Annotated in this window: 19 protein-coding genes; 10 read left to right on the top strand and 9 right to left on the bottom strand. The window is 59.5% G+C overall.

Features of this window, described 5'->3' with window-relative positions:
• Positions 1–14 precede the first annotated feature (14 nt).
• From fliP to fliF, 4 genes are read right to left on the bottom strand one after another with little or no spacing between them, the layout of a single operon-like run.
• Positions 15–740: a flagellar type III secretion system pore protein FliP gene (fliP, locus tag F8A10_RS10520; protein ID WP_406611663.1), complete on the bottom strand. Its 726-nt coding sequence runs from the start codon at positions 738–740 to the stop codon at positions 15–17.
• The gene (locus tag F8A10_RS10515; RefSeq protein WP_152367251.1) at positions 740–997 is read right to left on the bottom strand and encodes a FliM/FliN family flagellar motor switch protein; all 258 of its coding nucleotides are present in this window, start codon (positions 995–997) and stop codon (positions 740–742) included. The genes fliP and F8A10_RS10515 overlap by 1 nt, the downstream gene beginning before the upstream one ends.
• 2 nt (positions 998–999) lie before the next feature.
• Complete coding sequence (locus F8A10_RS10510; RefSeq protein WP_227493386.1) at positions 1,000–1,557, bottom strand: hypothetical protein; 558 nt, start codon at positions 1,555–1,557, stop codon at positions 1,000–1,002.
• Positions 1,554–3,113, bottom strand: a complete 1,560-nt coding sequence (fliF, locus tag F8A10_RS10505; protein ID WP_152367250.1) for a flagellar basal-body MS-ring/collar protein FliF — start codon at positions 3,111–3,113, stop codon at positions 1,554–1,556. Before fliF ends, F8A10_RS10510 begins: the two co-directional genes overlap by 4 nt.
• Positions 3,114–3,227: 114 nt before the next feature.
• Here fliF and F8A10_RS10500 point away from each other — a divergent pair, with 114 nt between their 5' ends.
• From F8A10_RS10500 to F8A10_RS10460, 9 genes are read left to right on the top strand one after another with little or no spacing between them, the layout of a single operon-like run.
• Positions 3,228–3,710, top strand: a complete 483-nt coding sequence (locus F8A10_RS10500; RefSeq protein ID WP_152367249.1) for a flagellar basal body-associated FliL family protein — start codon at positions 3,228–3,230, stop codon at positions 3,708–3,710.
• The gene (locus tag F8A10_RS10495; RefSeq protein ID WP_085502049.1) at positions 3,707–4,054 is read left to right on the top strand and encodes a hypothetical protein; all 348 of its coding nucleotides are present in this window, start codon (positions 3,707–3,709) and stop codon (positions 4,052–4,054) included. Before F8A10_RS10500 ends, F8A10_RS10495 begins: the two co-directional genes overlap by 4 nt.
• A complete protein-coding gene (locus F8A10_RS10490; protein ID WP_085502050.1) occupies positions 4,047–4,586 on the top strand; it encodes a MotE family protein in 540 nt (179 codons plus the stop codon). The genes F8A10_RS10495 and F8A10_RS10490 overlap by 8 nt, the downstream gene beginning before the upstream one ends.
• Before the next feature lie 8 nt (positions 4,587–4,594).
• Positions 4,595–5,461: a flagellar motor stator protein MotA gene (gene motA, locus F8A10_RS10485; protein WP_085502051.1), complete on the top strand. Its 867-nt coding sequence runs from the start codon at positions 4,595–4,597 to the stop codon at positions 5,459–5,461.
• Positions 5,458–5,727, top strand: coding sequence for a hypothetical protein (locus F8A10_RS10480; RefSeq protein ID WP_085502052.1), 270 nt, complete (start codon positions 5,458–5,460; stop codon positions 5,725–5,727). Before motA ends, F8A10_RS10480 begins: the two co-directional genes overlap by 4 nt.
• Positions 5,724–7,811 carry a flagellar biosynthesis protein FlhA gene (locus tag F8A10_RS10475; RefSeq protein ID WP_085502053.1) on the top strand — a complete coding sequence of 696 codons (2,088 nt, stop codon included), beginning with the start codon at positions 5,724–5,726 and terminating at the stop codon, positions 7,809–7,811. The genes F8A10_RS10480 and F8A10_RS10475 overlap by 4 nt, the downstream gene beginning before the upstream one ends.
• Positions 7,808–8,563, top strand: coding sequence for a flagellar biosynthetic protein FliR (locus F8A10_RS10470; protein WP_152367248.1), 756 nt, complete (start codon positions 7,808–7,810; stop codon positions 8,561–8,563). The genes F8A10_RS10475 and F8A10_RS10470 overlap by 4 nt, the downstream gene beginning before the upstream one ends.
• Positions 8,563–9,666 (top strand): flagellar type III secretion system protein FlhB, encoded by a 1,104-nt coding sequence (flhB, locus tag F8A10_RS10465; RefSeq protein ID WP_152367247.1) that lies wholly within the window; start codon positions 8,563–8,565, stop codon positions 9,664–9,666. Before F8A10_RS10470 ends, flhB begins: the two co-directional genes overlap by 1 nt.
• Complete coding sequence (locus tag F8A10_RS10460; protein ID WP_152367246.1) at positions 9,663–10,046, top strand: hypothetical protein; 384 nt, start codon at positions 9,663–9,665, stop codon at positions 10,044–10,046. Before flhB ends, F8A10_RS10460 begins: the two co-directional genes overlap by 4 nt.
• Positions 10,047–10,390: 344 nt before the next feature.
• Here the strand turns inward: F8A10_RS10460 and F8A10_RS21700 are convergent, their stop codons facing one another.
• From F8A10_RS21700 to F8A10_RS10435, 5 genes are all read right to left on the bottom strand, one after another.
• A complete protein-coding gene (locus F8A10_RS21700) occupies positions 10,391–10,516 on the bottom strand; it encodes an I78 family peptidase inhibitor (RefSeq protein ID WP_010400810.1) in 126 nt (41 codons plus the stop codon).
• A 164-nt stretch (positions 10,517–10,680) separates the two neighbouring features.
• On the bottom strand, positions 10,681–11,019 hold the full coding sequence (locus F8A10_RS10450; protein WP_085502057.1) for a hypothetical protein: 339 nt from the start codon (positions 11,017–11,019) through the stop codon (positions 10,681–10,683).
• Between the two features lie 110 nt (positions 11,020–11,129).
• On the bottom strand, positions 11,130–11,783 hold the full coding sequence (locus tag F8A10_RS10445; RefSeq protein ID WP_152367245.1) for a TetR/AcrR family transcriptional regulator: 654 nt from the start codon (positions 11,781–11,783) through the stop codon (positions 11,130–11,132).
• Positions 11,780–12,537 (bottom strand): IS5 family transposase gene (locus F8A10_RS10440; protein ID WP_152366692.1). Its coding sequence is split into 2 segments (ribosomal slippage): positions 11,780–12,201 and positions 12,201–12,537, totalling 759 coding nucleotides; the frame shifts between segments, so codons are not numbered across the junction. The genes F8A10_RS10445 and F8A10_RS10440 overlap by 4 nt, the downstream gene beginning before the upstream one ends.
• A gap of 926 nt (positions 12,538–13,463) precedes the next feature.
• Complete coding sequence (locus F8A10_RS10435) at positions 13,464–13,871, bottom strand: zinc ribbon domain-containing protein (protein ID WP_227493385.1); 408 nt, start codon at positions 13,869–13,871, stop codon at positions 13,464–13,466.
• Positions 13,872–14,247: 376 nt separating this feature from the next.
• Between F8A10_RS10435 and F8A10_RS21905 the strand changes: the two genes are divergently transcribed.
• Positions 14,248–15,126, top strand: a complete 879-nt coding sequence (locus F8A10_RS21905; protein ID WP_406611522.1) for a CRISPR-associated endonuclease Cas3'' — start codon at positions 14,248–14,250, stop codon at positions 15,124–15,126.
• Positions 15,127–15,130 lie beyond the last annotated feature (4 nt).

The following is a 15,130-nucleotide window of genomic DNA, read 5'->3' as shown; positions in this document are numbered from 1 at the left end:
GTCACATAGTGGTCCTATTGATAGCTGCGCACCAACGCGGCTGCGATCATGCCCCAGCCGTTCACGACGACAAAGAACGCCAGCTTGAAGGGCAGCGCAACAACCACCGGCGGCACCATCATCATGCCCATCGACATCAGCACGGCCGAAACCACCAGATCGATAATGAGGAAAGGCAAGGCGATCAGGAAGCCAATCTCGAAGGCGCGCTGAATCTCGCTAAGCATGAAGGCGGGGATCAGGACCGACAGACGATCTGGCGCAGCTTGCGGGTCAGGCGCAACCTCTGCCAGCGTTGCAAGCATTCCGGGGTCGGTCCGATGCTCCATAAAGCCGCGAAACGGAATGATGCCGCGTTCGAACGCCTGTTCGATGTTGATCTGGCCGTCGCGTAATGGGGCGCCGGCGACCTCCCATGCTTCGGTCAGCACCGGGTTCATCACAAACCAGGTCAGGAACATCGCCAGGCTGACGATCAGCATATTCGGTGGAGATTGCTGTAGCCCCAGTGACTGGCGCAGGATTGACAGCACCGTCACGATAAACGGAAAGCAGGTCACCATGATGGCAATGCCAGGTGCCAAAGATAGGGCCGTCATCACCGCCAGCAGGGTGATCGCATGGCGTCCGACGCCACCGGTAGCCGTATTCAGTCCGGCGGCGTCGGTAAGCGGCGACAGATCTTGCGCTGCCGCTGCGACGGGCAGGACCAGGGCAGCGAAGATGCTAGTCCAGCGGATCACGATGCATTGGCCGGAGCTAGAATGCGGACGCAAAGGCGGTTGTCGGTATCCTGACCGGCCACCAACTCTCCATGAGCGATGATCTTGTCACCTACACAGATATCGACCCCGTCGGACATGTCGCGGTCCAGGGGAACGATATCGTCAGGTCGCAGACGCGACAGCTCAGCTACAGTCAGTCGCGTGCTGCCTAGTCGGATGGTGATTTCTACCTGAATCTGATCGGTCGCGATCAGCCCTGCAAGATCGTTCATGGTCAGTCCCTTGCTCCAATGTCGTTGATAATGGACTTGAGTCCCGCGATGGCGCTTGCGGGATCAAAGATGATCTGGCCCTGAGCAGCAGTCAGTTCGACTATGCTTTGTCCTGTGTCTGCGGCCTCGATCCGTGCGTCCAGGATACCTGCCCGCTCAAGGCAGTCGGCCAGATCGGGCTGCAGGTCCTCTGGACAGCGTATGGTGATGATTTGCCCCGGGGTATGTTTGATGATCTGTCCAATTTCCGCCGTCAGCGCGTGGCACAGCCGTTCTTGTTCTGATCGTGGTGCGAGCAGGTCTACGATGGCTTGCAACACTGGTGTCAGGGCGGTCTGTAGGTCACGCCGCAACTCTGACTCACGCTTATGGGCGGTTAACAGGTCCCGGTGCAGCGTGGTCAGGGCGGAGGTCAGCGCATCCAGGCTTAGCTCGCGGCCCTCGGCAAAGCCTTTTTCATAGCCGTTCTGAAATGCCTCTTCCTCGGCTATGGTGATGGCTGCCTGCGCGGCAGGGGGGGATGAGGTAAATGATTCCAGACGAAGTGCTGTCGGGTTCATGAGACATCCTCATGCTTTTCGATCCAGCCCGAGAGAATCTGAAGGCTTTCATCCTTACGCGATTTCATAAGTTCTTTCAGACGCCCGACCGGATCGGCGCTGCCCGTATCTGAGGGGGTAAAGTCGATCTCGGGGACCACCTCGGGGATAGTCTGCTGATCCGGAGTATTTGTTGCCAAGGCTGGCAGCGGCTCAGAGCGGTCCAATGCAGGCAGAGCCTGATTGGCTGCGGACTTGGCGCGCAGCAAAGGGCGCAGCAGGAAAGCGGCCAATGCCAGCGCAAAAAAGCCAATAAGGGCGACGCGGATCAGGCCGTTCAGGTCCAGCCTGGACAGCAGCCCGCCGGCTTTGGCAAGCGTGCCGACGTCGGAGAGCGAGGCGAATGGCAGCGATTTCACGGTGATCGCATCGCCCCGACCTTCGTCAAAGCCAACGGTCGAGGCGACGAGTTCGCGCAGCGCCTGCAGCTCGGTCTCGTCCCGGGGAACGAGGGTGCTTTCGCCATTGGCACTGGTCCGGGCGACCCCGTTGACCAGTACCGCAACGGTCAGGCGGCGGGTAGCCCCCGGCTGGCGCGACACCTCACGCGTGATCTTGCTGACCTCGAAATTCGACCTCTGCCGGGATTCCGAGCGTGATGAGCGATTCTCATCGCCCGAGCTATCCTGCCCCTGCGGCAGGTTCGATGCCGCTGTTACCGCACCCTGCTGCGAGTTTGAGCTTTGATCGGCGCTTTCTTCGCTTTCCTGCGAGATCAGCGCCCGTTCCTGCGGATCGAATCTCTGTTCGGTCAGAAGTTCGGATTCCTTGATGACATCCAGATTCAGTTCGACAATCGCATTGCCCGGACCGACATGCGCGGCGAGGATACGTTCGACATTGCGCTTCATCTCGGTTTCGCGTTCGTCCCCACTGAAGTCTTCGCCCGGAGAGACCACGCCGTGTTCACTGTCGATGACAGAAACTTGATCCGCAGCCAGTCCGGGAACGCCGGATGACACTAGAAACTTCAGTGCTTTAGCCTGATTTCGGGTTATGGGCGCACCATCGGTGGTCAGCGTGACTGATGCAGTTGCCTCGGCTTCGCGGCGGTAGCCGCGACCTTGAGGCACAGCCAGATGCACACGGGCCGACCGGACATTTGGCAGGGCCAGAATGGTGCGGGCCAACTCGCCCTCTTTTGCGCGCCAATAGGCGGCATCGAACATTTGCGAAGTGGTGCCGAAACCCGACATACCGTCCAGAATCTCGTATCCCGAGCCCCCGGCTGAGGGCAGCCCTTCGCCTGCCAGCGCCATGCGCAACTGATCCCGACGGCTTTCTTCGACCCAGATGGAATCGCCGCGAATCTCGTAAGACACACCGGATTTCTCGACTGCTGCCATGACGGCACCCGATTGCTGGGGGTCCAGCCCTGAATAAAGCAGCGCCATGCCCGGACGACTGGCCAGCCAGGACAGGCCGACAATTGCGGTGAAAGTGAAAAGAAAGGCTGCGGCCAGAACGGCCCGCTGCCTTGCACTTCGCTCGCGCCAGTAGTCCTGCAGCTTTTGCACAGCCACCCCTTTCGAATCGCTTTCGTTCCTGCTGCGGTTTTCATGGCATGGGGGCGCTTAAGAATTGGTTAGCCCGCCGATGGTATCCAGACCGGGAACGGATGGAGAATCACCATGGCCGATGCCGCTGACATCAATGCGGATGAAAAACCTGCCGGGGGGATCGGCCGCCTGTTGCTGCCGCTGGGATTGGCAGTTGTACTGGGTGGGGCTGGCTTTGCCTCGACCTATCTGGGCTTTTGGTCGCCGTTATCGCTGGTCGCGAGCGGTAAGAAAGAAGTGCCGATCAGCACAGCCCGGATCGAGGAATTCGTCGACATCCCCCAGATCGTGCTGACCCTTGCCGGGCCGCAAGTGCGCACACTTGTGATGACGGTCAAAATTGAGACTGATCAGTCCCACCGGACCGAGGTCGAGCATCTGATTCCGAGGCTTCTCGACAGTTTCAACAGCTTCCTCGCCGATATCGACAGTACCGCTTTTGAGAAACGCGGCATTCTGGACATCGTCCGGGACGAACTGGCGACCCGGGCCGTTTTTGTCCTCGGCAAGGAGGCGATCACCGATGTCCTCATTACGGAGTTCAGGATCCAATGACGATAGCGCAGCTTCTGCAGGTGACCCTGATCGTCTTTAGTCTTGGCCTGTCGGGGTTCTGCTTTACCCTGGCACGCAGGTTGCGGCGGCTGAATGACCTGGAAAGCGGTCTTGGTGGCGCCATAGCCGTCATGACCAGCGAAATCAGCCGGCTGGAAAAATCCATTCTGCTTGCCAAGTCCGAGGCCACCGCCGCCACCCGCGCGCTGTCCGGCGAGATCGAGCGCGCCAAGGAAGAGCGGGCCTTTTGGCTGCTGCAACAGAAGTTTGCCCAGGCTGATCCGGTTCGTCAGGCTCGGCTGCAGCGTCGCAGGCGGCGCGAAGTGGTGGTGGCAGATGTCTAGGCCGCTTCTTTCATTTCTGGGCGGTGTCATGGTGCTGGCTGCAGCTGGACAGGCGGCGATGCTGATGGATGGGGTTTCCCGCCTCACCGCCAATGCCGAGCCGGCAAAACTGATGGCCGGTTGCACAGATGTCCCCGAGGCTGTGACGCTGGCCGAAACCTTGCGTGAACGCGCGTTACGCATTGACCGCTACATGCAAGATATCGACCGACGCAAAGCTGAACTGGCAGCAGCCGAAAAGCAGCTGACCGAGAAACTGATCGAGTTGCGCAAGCTCAAACAGCAGATTGCCCAAAGCGATCAAAGCCAGAACAGGGCGCAAAGCGACGATATTTCCCGGCTGATCGCTGTCTATGACCAGATGAAGCCCGAACAGGCAGCGATGGTGCTGTCCAACCTGCCGCCGGATTTTGCGGCACAGATCCTTGTCCGTGTCCAGCCCGAGACCGGAGCACGCATCATGGCCTCGGTCGAACCGGGCCATGCTGCAATCCTGACTTCATACATGGGCGCAATCAGAGCCAGAAGGTAGTTTAGTTCATGTTCGGCATGATCGGTATTGTTGTGACCTTCGCCATGGTTTTTGGCGGATATGTGATGGCTGGTGGCAAGCTGGGTGTGATCCTGCATTCGCTGCCCTTCGAGATGATGATGATTGGCGGGGCGGCGGTCGGGTCATTCCTGCTGTCGAATGAAACGTCGGTGATCAAGCAGGTGCTTGGCGGCGTTGGCCGCTCGCTCAAGGGCTCGCGGTGGCACGAAGGCGATCTGCGGGACGTGCTGTGCCTGCTGTTCCAGCTGCTGAGGATCGCCCGCACCAGCTCGGTCGAGCTGGAAGAGCATATCGAGAACCCCGAGGCCTCACCGATATTTCAGGCTTATCCCCGCATTCTTGCGGATGAACACGCGGTCACGCTGATTGCTGATACGCTGCGCTCGGCCAGCCTGAACTATGATGACCCCTATCAGGTCGAAGAAATGCTCTCGCAACGTATCGGCCTGATGAACGAAGAAACCATGCACGCGCCGCACGCCTTGCAAAGTATGGCCGATGCCCTGCCGGCGCTGGGTATCGTTGCGGCGGTTCTGGGGGTGATCAAGACCATGAGCGCGATCGACCAGCCACCCGAGGTACTGGGCAAGATGATCGGGGGTGCATTGGTGGGCACTTTTCTGGGTGTGTTTTTGGCCTATGGCATCGTCGCACCCTTCGCGCAGCGGCTGGCGAGTGTGACCAAACAGGAACAGGCCTTCTATGATGTAATCAAGTCGGTTCTTGTCGCCGGGCTGCATCAGCATGCCACAAATCTTTGTGTCGAGGTCGGCCGCCAGACCGCTCCGGACCATGTTCGCCCTTCTTTCGGGGATGTCGAAAACGCACTTCGTGAATTGAAGAGGGCGTCGTGATCGCAGCCCTGATCCTGTCGGCAGCCTTGGCAAGCCAGGACCAGGAGGGTGCGCTGACCCGCGACAGCATGGTCAGTGACGCCAAGGATCGGCTGCTTCACGGCGAGCCGTTGCCCTCTGACCTGGATGAAAGGCTGATGCGCCTCAATCCCTCTGACAGAATCGAGGTTCTGATCTTTCTCAGACGTTCGGGCTTGCTGTCAGGACCGGCATGGCCCGCAGATCGCCTTCTGGCGCCATCAATCGCTGGGGGAGGGCGGGAATGATCTTGTCTGAAACTACCCAACGGACGGGGTGGGCAGCCCAGCCGCTGATCATCACCGGGATGCTATTGTTGATCGTGCTGTCCATGGTAATCCCGATGCCACCCGGCATGCTGGACTTTGGCATCGCACTATCCATTGCAAGCGCGACCCTGATCCTTGTCATGGCATCTCTGGTGGAAAAGCCCACGGATTTTCAGGCTTTCCCGGTTCTGTTGCTGGTATCGCTGTTGATCCGGCTATCGCTTAACATCTCATCGACGCGGCTGATCCTGACCAACGGCCAAAGCGGCACCGCAGCTGCCGGACATGTGATCGAGGCCTTTGCGGAATTTGTCGCCGGGGGTTCGCTTCTGATCGGTATCACCGTCTTTGCGGTGATTTCGGTGGTGAACTTTATGGTGATCACGAAAGGCTCCGGCCGCATGGCCGAGGTGTCCGCCCGCTTTGCGCTGGATTCGCTGCCCGGCAAACAGCTGGCCATTGACGGTGATCTTAACTCAGGTGCCATTGATCATGAAGAGGCCAAGCGTCGGCGCGCCCGCGAACAGCAAGAGATCAGCTTTTTCGGTTCGCTCGACGGGGCGTCGAAATTCGTCAAGGGCGATGCCATCGCTGGCCTCGTCATCACGCTGATCAACCTGTTCGTCGGACTTGCCGCAGGCATGCTGTTGCATGGTATGCCACTGGGCGAGGCGCTGACCACTTATTCCAAGCTGACCATCGGAGACGGGCTGGTCAGCCAGGTTCCTGCGCTGATTACTTCGATGGCGGCGGCGCTGCTTTTGTCCCGCGGCGGCGCGACCGAGACGACCGCGGATCTGTTGTCCCAGCAGTTTCTGAGCAACTGGCAAGTCCCCTTTATCGGTGCGGTCGGGATGCTGTTCATCGCCTTGGTGCCGGGTATGCCAACGGCGATATTCCTGGGTCTCGCAGCTGTCCTGACGCTGGCTGCACGTTTCATTCGTAACCGGCAGACCCGTTCCCCGGTCGAAGAGCAGGCCTTGCCCGAGCCTGCCGAAACCGCTCTTGCCCAGCCGCGTATCGGTGATGTCCTTGATACTGATGAAATCTGTATCGAGATTGGAGGCGGGTTGATCCTTGCCGCGCTTGATCCGGTGCGCGGCCTTGGACAACGCATCACCAACCTGCGGCTGCATGTGGCGCGCGGCTATGGGCTGATCCTGCCTGATGTGCGGATCACGGATGGTGCTGCCTTTCATGATGGCGAATATGTCATCCGTTTGCAGGGCGTTGTGCGTGGCAGAGGTATGCTGCGCCCACAATCCGCGCTCGCGCTTGGCGCCGATTCCATCCTTGACGAACTGGGCGGAGAGGAGGTGCGCGAGCCTGTCTATGGCAGTGCCGCGCGCTGGATCGATACAGCGCAGCAGGAGAATGCTGCAATTGCCGGCGCGACGGTTGTGTCCCCCATCGAGGTGGTATCCACCCATTTGATGGAGGTGGTCAGGGCCAACCTGTCGGCCCTTCTGACCATGTCGTCGATGCAGCGCATGATCCGCGAACTGTGCGAGGTGTCGGACGAACATCGGGCCCAGCTGAACCAGCGCTTCTTTGACAGTATGGTGCCGGACAAGGTGTCGCCTGAACTGTTGCTTGCTGTATTGCGAGGCTTGCTGGAGGAACGGATCTCGATCCGCAACCTGGTGCTGATCACCGATGCAGTGAACGAGGCGCGCAATGCCGGCACCCCCGAGGTTGTTTATGAGCAGGTGCGCAAACGTTTGCGCGGCCAGATCACCGAGCAATTCCTCGACAGCGAAGGGCACCTGAACATCCTGCAGCTGAACCCGCAATGGGAGGGAGAGATCGTCCGCGCCGAAATGGAGGGCAACAGGACCGGGGCAAGCGCCCTTCCACAGATCCAAAAGCGCCTGACCGATGCCATGCAGGCTGTGCTGCGCGAGCTGCCGCCTGAAATAGAGGTTGTCCTGACAGTACCTGACCATCGCCGCCGCCTGCTGCGGATGATGCTGGTTTCGGCGGGGATTGCTACTCCGGTGCTGGGGTTGGATGAAATTGACCCTGTTGCAAAGGTTCGCTTGCGAGGAACGGTCAGCCCATGACCGATTTCCTGGTTAATCCGGGCAATGTGTCCACCTATGGCGCTCTTTTGCTGGTCTACTGCAGAGTGCAGGCTTGTTTTCTGACCTTGCCGGTTTTTTCCGAGCGTGTGCTGCCGGCCCGGGTGCGAATAGCGCTGGCCATGGCTGTTACCCCGCTGTTAGCCGAACATACACTGATCCCTGATGGGATAAGGGGGATATTGCATCTTGCTGCGCTTGCTGGGGCAGAGGTGTTGACCGGGCTGATATTGGGTGGTCTGGTGCGGATGTTTGCGACCGCGCTGGACATTATGGCGACGGCTATGGCTGCATCTGCTTCGCTGTCGCAACTGGTGGGTGCTGCCAGTGAATACTCTCCTCATCCGATTGGAAATCTGCTGCATCTTGCCGGTCTGGCGTTGCTGATGGCGTTGGGTCTGCCGGCCCTCGCTTGTGATTTGTTGCGCGAAAGTCTGGTGGTTCGGCCTGTGGGCGAATGGCCGCAGATCACTGGCATCCTTCCCGGTGCGATCGCACTTGTTCAGCAAGGCTTTGCCTTGGCCCTGCTGCTTGCGGCACCATTTATCCTGGGCGGTTTTCTGTTTCAGGCCCTGTCAGGCATGGTCAGTAAGGCCATGCCCGCACTGCCGGTGGTCTTTATCGCTGCGCCTGGCGCAATCATGCTGGCGCTGCTGGCCCTGGCTGTCATGACGCCCTCGATCCTCTCTGTCTGGGCCGACGCTGTGCTGAATATGATGGGGACTCTGCTCTGATGAGCGCGGATAGCGGCGATAAGCAATTCGAACCTACCGAAAGCAAGCTGCGCAAGGCCCGGCAAGAAGGTGACGTGCCACGTTCGACCGAATTGCAGTCGGCATTGATGTATCTGGGCCTGTGGTTTGCCCTCGTCTTTGCTGCGACCTGGGCGGTGCCAGCCTGGATCGGCATTGCCGCGCGCGGGCTGGGGGCTGAACCCTTTCCAGATGTCAGAGGACAGGCAGCGACAGATCTGGCTCGCGCCATCGCCGGGCAGGCTGGGCTGGCCACCCTTGCAGGAATTGGGATCATGGCTGTGCCGATCCTGTTGGGGCTTGTGGTACAACGCTCGATAGTGCTGACGCCTAAGAAGCTGTTGCCAGATTTCAAACGTATCAATCCGATCAAGAACGCTGCCCAAAAATTCGGCAAGAAGGGTCTGGTCGCTTTCGTGATTGCGCTGGGTAAAGCCCTGTTGGTGGGGGTCGGTGGTTGGTTTCTTTACGCATCGCTTTTGAACGCGCTGGTAAGTGCAGGCGCGATGGCTGACCTGCAATGGGTCGAAGGGTTGGGGGTGATCCTGCGCCGGGCGGTATTGTTAGCCATAGGGATCGGCGTGGTCTTTGCGGGCATTGACCTGATCTGGAAGCGGCTGGAATACCTTAAGCGTCACCGCATGTCCCGGAAAGAGATGCAGGACGAGCATAAGGAAAACGAGGGCGATCCCCACCTGAAGGCTGCGCGTCGGCAAAAAGGGGTGGATATCGTCCTTAGCACCATGCTGGCTGATACTGAAAAGGCAGATGTGATCATCGTTAACCCGACCCATTACGCTGTCGCGCTGGAGTGGAAACGGGGTAGTGGCCGCGCGCCAGTCTGTTTAGCCAAAGGCGTGGATGAGGTTGCTGCCCGCATCCGCGAACGCGCGCGAGAGCATCAGATTCCGATATGGTCGGACCCCCCTTGCGCCCGGGCGATCCACGCAACCGTCGAAATCGGGCAAGAAATCAAGCCTGAGCATTTCGCACCCGTCGCTGCAGCCATTCGGTTTGCCGAGGCGATGCGTAAAAAGGTGCGCGAGGGTTGGGGCAGCTTGCCACGGCGGAAGGTAAGGTCATGAGGCGCCAAAAAGCTCTGCTTGCCGGATTGGAACGGATCGCTCGTCTCAAGGCTGATCTGGAAATGCAGCGCCTGGCGGTTCTGCGCACCCATGTGGGCGCGGCAGAGCGCCGCGTTGCGCAGCTTAAGGCTGAACTGGACACAATCTACCGCACAGACACCTCATTTACGCTTGCCGGCGCGCGGTTGGCAAATGCTCTGGCAGGAGAGTACTGTCGCGCCTTGCTGACTGCTGAGCAGGAACTGGCCGGGATGCTGCCAGGTTATGAGCTTGCACGGCAGGCCGCTGCGCGCGAGTTCGGCCGTGCTGAGGCGGTGCGGGCATTGCAGCAGCGGCTGGCTTCGAAGCCCCGAGCTGATCAGGGCTCAGCACAACCGTGATTCCTGCACGGCAACGAGATCAGGCATTGTCCCCCCCGACGGATTTCCGGGAAAATCCATGTGCAACGACAAATGCCGCAACCTGATCGAAATCACGTTGGGTTGGCTCAAGGCGTGGTGTTGGGGCCCGGTGCGCTTGCGGTGACTGTCATGCTTTCGATAGATGGTCGGCCCCCAGTGACCAACCGGCGGATGCTTGACCGGAGTCTTCGCTTAGGACCGGAAAAGAGCGGTTAGCTTAGGGTCACAAAGCGGCTGGAAACTGGAAAAGATACGGCGGCTTTCAGCCCCGGGCGCGGTTGTGTTGCCGCCTTACGCCCCGGGGCTGTCGCAGCCATATCCGGTCAATAGCAAGCGATCTTGGCGATCTTGCCGTCTTGGCCGATCTCAAAATTCAACCGATTTGCACGATAATCCATCGTGACCGGGTCACGCGGACCAATGACGCGGGTGCCCGCGGGCAAGGTCATTTTGTCGAGGACCGATCGCGGCTGACCTGTCAGGCCGCGAAACGAAGTAGCCTGACATTGATCGCTTTGAGAATCCGGAGCCGGTGCTGGGGCCGGAGCCTCTGCACAGGCGCCCAGGACGCAAAGCGGCGCAAACAGTAAGGCCTGTCGGATTACTCGCATAATCAGCCGCAATCGATGTTGTAGATGTTGCCCGAGGCGTCCAGCCGGAACACGATGCGCAGCGGATCATATTCTTGCGGCTCGATGCCACGATACTCGACCACGCGATATTCGCGGGAGACGCCCAGACTTGGGATGATGCTGCCCGGTTGGCCGAGGGCCGAGACATAGTTCTTGGCATGGCAGGCATCGGGTTCGCGCGATTCCAGACCACTGACGCCGGCGACCGGCGTGGGCGGCAGTGGTGCAACGTTCGCTGCGGGCTCCGGCGCGGGCGCATAGGCCGGGGCGCAGGCGGCAAGGGGGGCAAGAGCAAGAAGCGCGATCAGGGCTCGGTTCATCGGGTGGCCATCCAGTGAGAGAATTTCCGTCACCGTATCATAGGAGTGCAGCAGGGAAATGAGAAGCGGTCACTCGGACACGACCAGCGGATCTTTGCGGTGGGATACGCCTATTCGGCCGCCTCCATCAGCGAGCTCTTGCCGCTTCCATAGCAGGCAAGAAACATAGTTACGGCGCCGCGATTCACTTTGCGTACAAGTTCCCTGTCCACCGATTGCGGCCCAAGGAACAGGGCGCGGTCGTGGATCGCAGTGCCAGCCAGCTCGATGAGCTGATTGGCAGCCAGTTCAAGATCCGGGATGCGCAATTCGCCGCGTTGGACGCAGCGATCAAGGTATTTGACAAGCTGCTGGCGCAGCAGGGCCGGGCCGGATTCGTAATATTCCTGCGCAAGCAAGGGAAACCGTTCGGCCTCGGCCACGCTGACCCGAAAGACGCGCAGACCGATATCAGAAGTCACATAGGTCGAGATGATCTGGACGAGAAAGGGTAGTACCTGCTCAACCGGCAGATCCACGTCGATCAGCGCGCCGGTGTCGGTGGCCTCACGCGCCAGTTCATGGCGGAAGACCTCCATGAACATGATCCGCTTGTCCGGGAAATAACTATAGAGCGTGGCTTTGGAGACACCCGCAGTCCGGGCGATGTCGTCGACGCTTGCCCCCTCAAAACCGTCGCGCAGAAAGATCGTGCGCGCGCCTTCCAGCACTTGCAGGAATTTGCGACCACGCGTCACCGGAAGAGCCTTAGGCTCCGGACTCATAGCCAAAAGATGACGATGGCGGCGAGAGCGATGGCGGAGAAGAAGGCCTTGGGGCACCGGTCGTATCTGGTTGCGACACGTCGCCAATCCTTGAGCCGGCCGAACATGATCTCGATGCGGTTGCGGCGTTTGTAGCGGCGCTTGTCATATTTTGCCGGAGTTTTCCGCTGTTTCCGGCCGGGGATGCAGGCGCGTATGCCCTTGTCTTGCAACGCTTCCCGGAACCAATCGGCGTCGTAGCCACGGTCCCCGAGCAGCCAGTCGACATCCGGCAGGCTGCTGAGCAGTGCCCGCGCTCCGATGTAATCGCTGATCTGACCGGCAGAGACAAAGAAGTTGATCGGGCGGCCCTTGCTGTCGCAGATGGCATGTAACTTGGTATTCATGCCGCCCTTGGTGCGGCCAATCAGGCGGCCACGCCCCCTTTTTTCGCGCCCAGGCTGGACGCGGTGCGATGGGCTTTCAGATAGGTGGCGTCGATCATCACTGTCTTTTTCTCGCCGTGCTGAGCGGCCAGGCCAGCCATCATCTGCGCAAAGATGCCCTTGTCGCTCCACCGCTTCCAACGATTATAAAGCGTCTTGTGCGGACCATACTCTTTCGGCGCATCGCGCCACCGTAAGCCATTGCGATTGATGAAGATAATCCCACTCAAGACGCGCCTATCATCGACACGAGGCTTGCCGTGGGGCTTCGGGAAATAGGGCTCCAACCGCGCCATCTGCGCGTCGGTCAGCCAGAAGAGATCAGACATGTTCACCGCTCGTTTTCGAGCCGTGAATCACGCAACAGACCTGAAATCAATGGGTCCTGACCCTAGCCATCCGCAAGCACCCCTCATTACCCTGACTGTCCTGCAATGCCCGCAGAACAGCAACTCAGACACTAAAACAGCCACACATGATCGACCTGCTTTATCCATAAAAGCATTTCGGTTGGGATGCAAAGCCTGTGATCTGCGGCCGCTAATACATTTTCAATGTGTTAACAGCTTCTGGTCTGGATCTGGTGGGGCAGAAGCAGGAGCGACCGCATGTTTTTAACACGGATTCGGGATGAAAAGGGACAAAAAAACTATAATCTCCCGTAGGTTGTGTTTGATTTTTTCATCCTTATGGGTGGTAACAGCTGCTTTCTTATGGATGCGATACCACCTTGAGGGCGTTAACCATTTGCGTCGGGATTTCCGCATTCACGTGGGAGATAAGCCGCCTGGGAGGCGCAATTGAGGCCCTGATTCGCGTCGGGAGCTACAAACCAGAACAGGTAGAAACAGTCCTTCAGGCCCAGCAGCTTGATAAGCGACTGGCTCAGCTCTCAACTGTTCTGATCTGGTGTCGCGATTGCTGAGAATACGCGGCGCAGACCTGATTTTCATGCTCGGCCAGCGAGCAGATGATGGGTCTGAACCCGCTCTCCGGCAGGTCGGTAAAGTTCCTCCGGAACTTGTGTGCTGAAACATCGGTCCGAGTGGCCACAACCCCGCCTGTAATGGGGTGTCGGTATGAACAATGACGCGACGATCCGGGCAATCAGGGGCTCCGCAATTGATGACGCAGGTGTCCCGCAGTTCTGGGCTTTGCTTGCATAAAGAAAGACCGCCGGAGGGGCTGGCATTCCATCCGTCGGCGCTGTCAAAGGTGAGAACATGATTTGCCAGCGCCTGCGCGATCAGCTGGCTCATGGTGATGTCGCGCCGCAGCGCCTCGATCCGCAGGGATTTGTGCGCCTCGGCGCTGAGGCAGATCGAGGTGCGCTTCGGGCTGACGGCTGGCTTCCGCTTCGCGGCTCTTGTCGGTGCCAGCCCTGCTGCATCCGGGGGATCACATAGCGCCGGAACAGGCCGACACCGCCAGCGAACAGCATGAAGGGTGACAAAAACAGAAAGGCGATCATGCCGTCGAACCAGATCGTCGAGGAATCCGACGCTACCCAGGTGCCGAAAGCTATCCCGGCCAGGACGAAGAATGCGGCCACGCCGAGCATGAAGGTCGAGGCCTTGCGCCAGCTTTCGACCGAGCGGCCCCACCCGCCGCGGATCGCCCCGCAGGCAGGGCAGGTCGAGGCCTCGGCATGGATCTCGGTCATGCAATGCGGACATTGGTGGGCATCGGCTGGTCCTGAAAATAAACATGCAGGCACGTCCGGCACGAAGCGACCAGCGAGGGTGAAAGCTGCAAAGGAACGAGAGCAGAAGGACAACAGCTTTGAGCGAAGAATTCGCAGGCAATACATAATACGGCGATATGGCAGGATATCGGGATCCTTGACACGATGGTGTTTGGTCGCCGGATTATGAAATGCAGTGGCGTTCGCATTTTTGGAAGCGCGAACGCCACCTCGTCTACTCGGATCTTTCGCATCCCAAGAAAATACTGGTTTGCGGCTCGGGGCAGCTCCGTCTCAAATGCTGGTCACACTCTTCTCTTGAGTTATTATCGGTTAATAGCCCGCGGCTGGAGGAATGAAGATTTTGAAACACTATGCGCATACGGGTATTCGTGAGGATCGAAGCGATTGGCAATTGCTGGCCGACCATCTCGAAAATACGGCTGCTCTGGCTGCCGAGCGAGCTGAACCCCTCGGGTTGCGGGCAGCGGCGCATATGGCTGGCCTTTTCCATGACTTTGGCAAATATGATCCCGCCTTTGATCGCATCCTGTCCGGCGAAAAATTGCGTGTGGATCATTCGACCGCCGGGGCTGCCCTGCTACATGCCAGGACGCCTGCCGGTTTGCGACCAGTTTCTGAAGTGATCGGCTATGCCATCCTGGGCCATCACGCCGGGTTGCCTGATCGCCATGGCGCCGACAGCAGTATGGAGCGCCGGTTTGAGACCTTCCGCGACCCGATCGCGCCGGAAATCTCGGCCGCGGCCAGCCCAGATTTTGGCCCGGTCGCCAGGGAGCTGGCTAAGCTGATGCGCCCGGCCTCTTGCGGCTTTGACCTGTCGGTCGCGGCGCGCATGGTGTTTTCCTGTCTGGTTGACGCGGATTTCCGTGACACCGAGGCATTCTATGCCGGGCTGAACGGCACGCAGCCGGATCGCGACTGGCCGGCACTGGCCGATCTGTTGCCGGAATGGAGGAGCGCCTTCGATGCGCATATGGCGGGGTTCGACCAGGGTGGTCCGATCAATCGCCTGCGCGCGGATATCCTGGCGCATGTCCGGAAGTGCTCCGCGATGACGCCGGGTCTTTTTACGCTGACCGTGCCCACCGGCGGTGGCAAGACGCTGGCCTCGTTGGGTTTCGCGCTGGACCACGCGGTACGCCACGGGCATCGCAGGATCATATTCGCAATCCCCTATACGGGGGCGTGGATCGAAACGCGATGTTCGTGATGAA

Source organism: Paracoccus kondratievae (genome assembly GCF_009301415.1).
Taxonomy (GTDB): Bacteria; Pseudomonadota; Alphaproteobacteria; order Rhodobacterales; family Rhodobacteraceae; genus Paracoccus; species Paracoccus kondratievae.
This window is presented reverse-complemented; position numbering and strand designations above follow the sequence as displayed.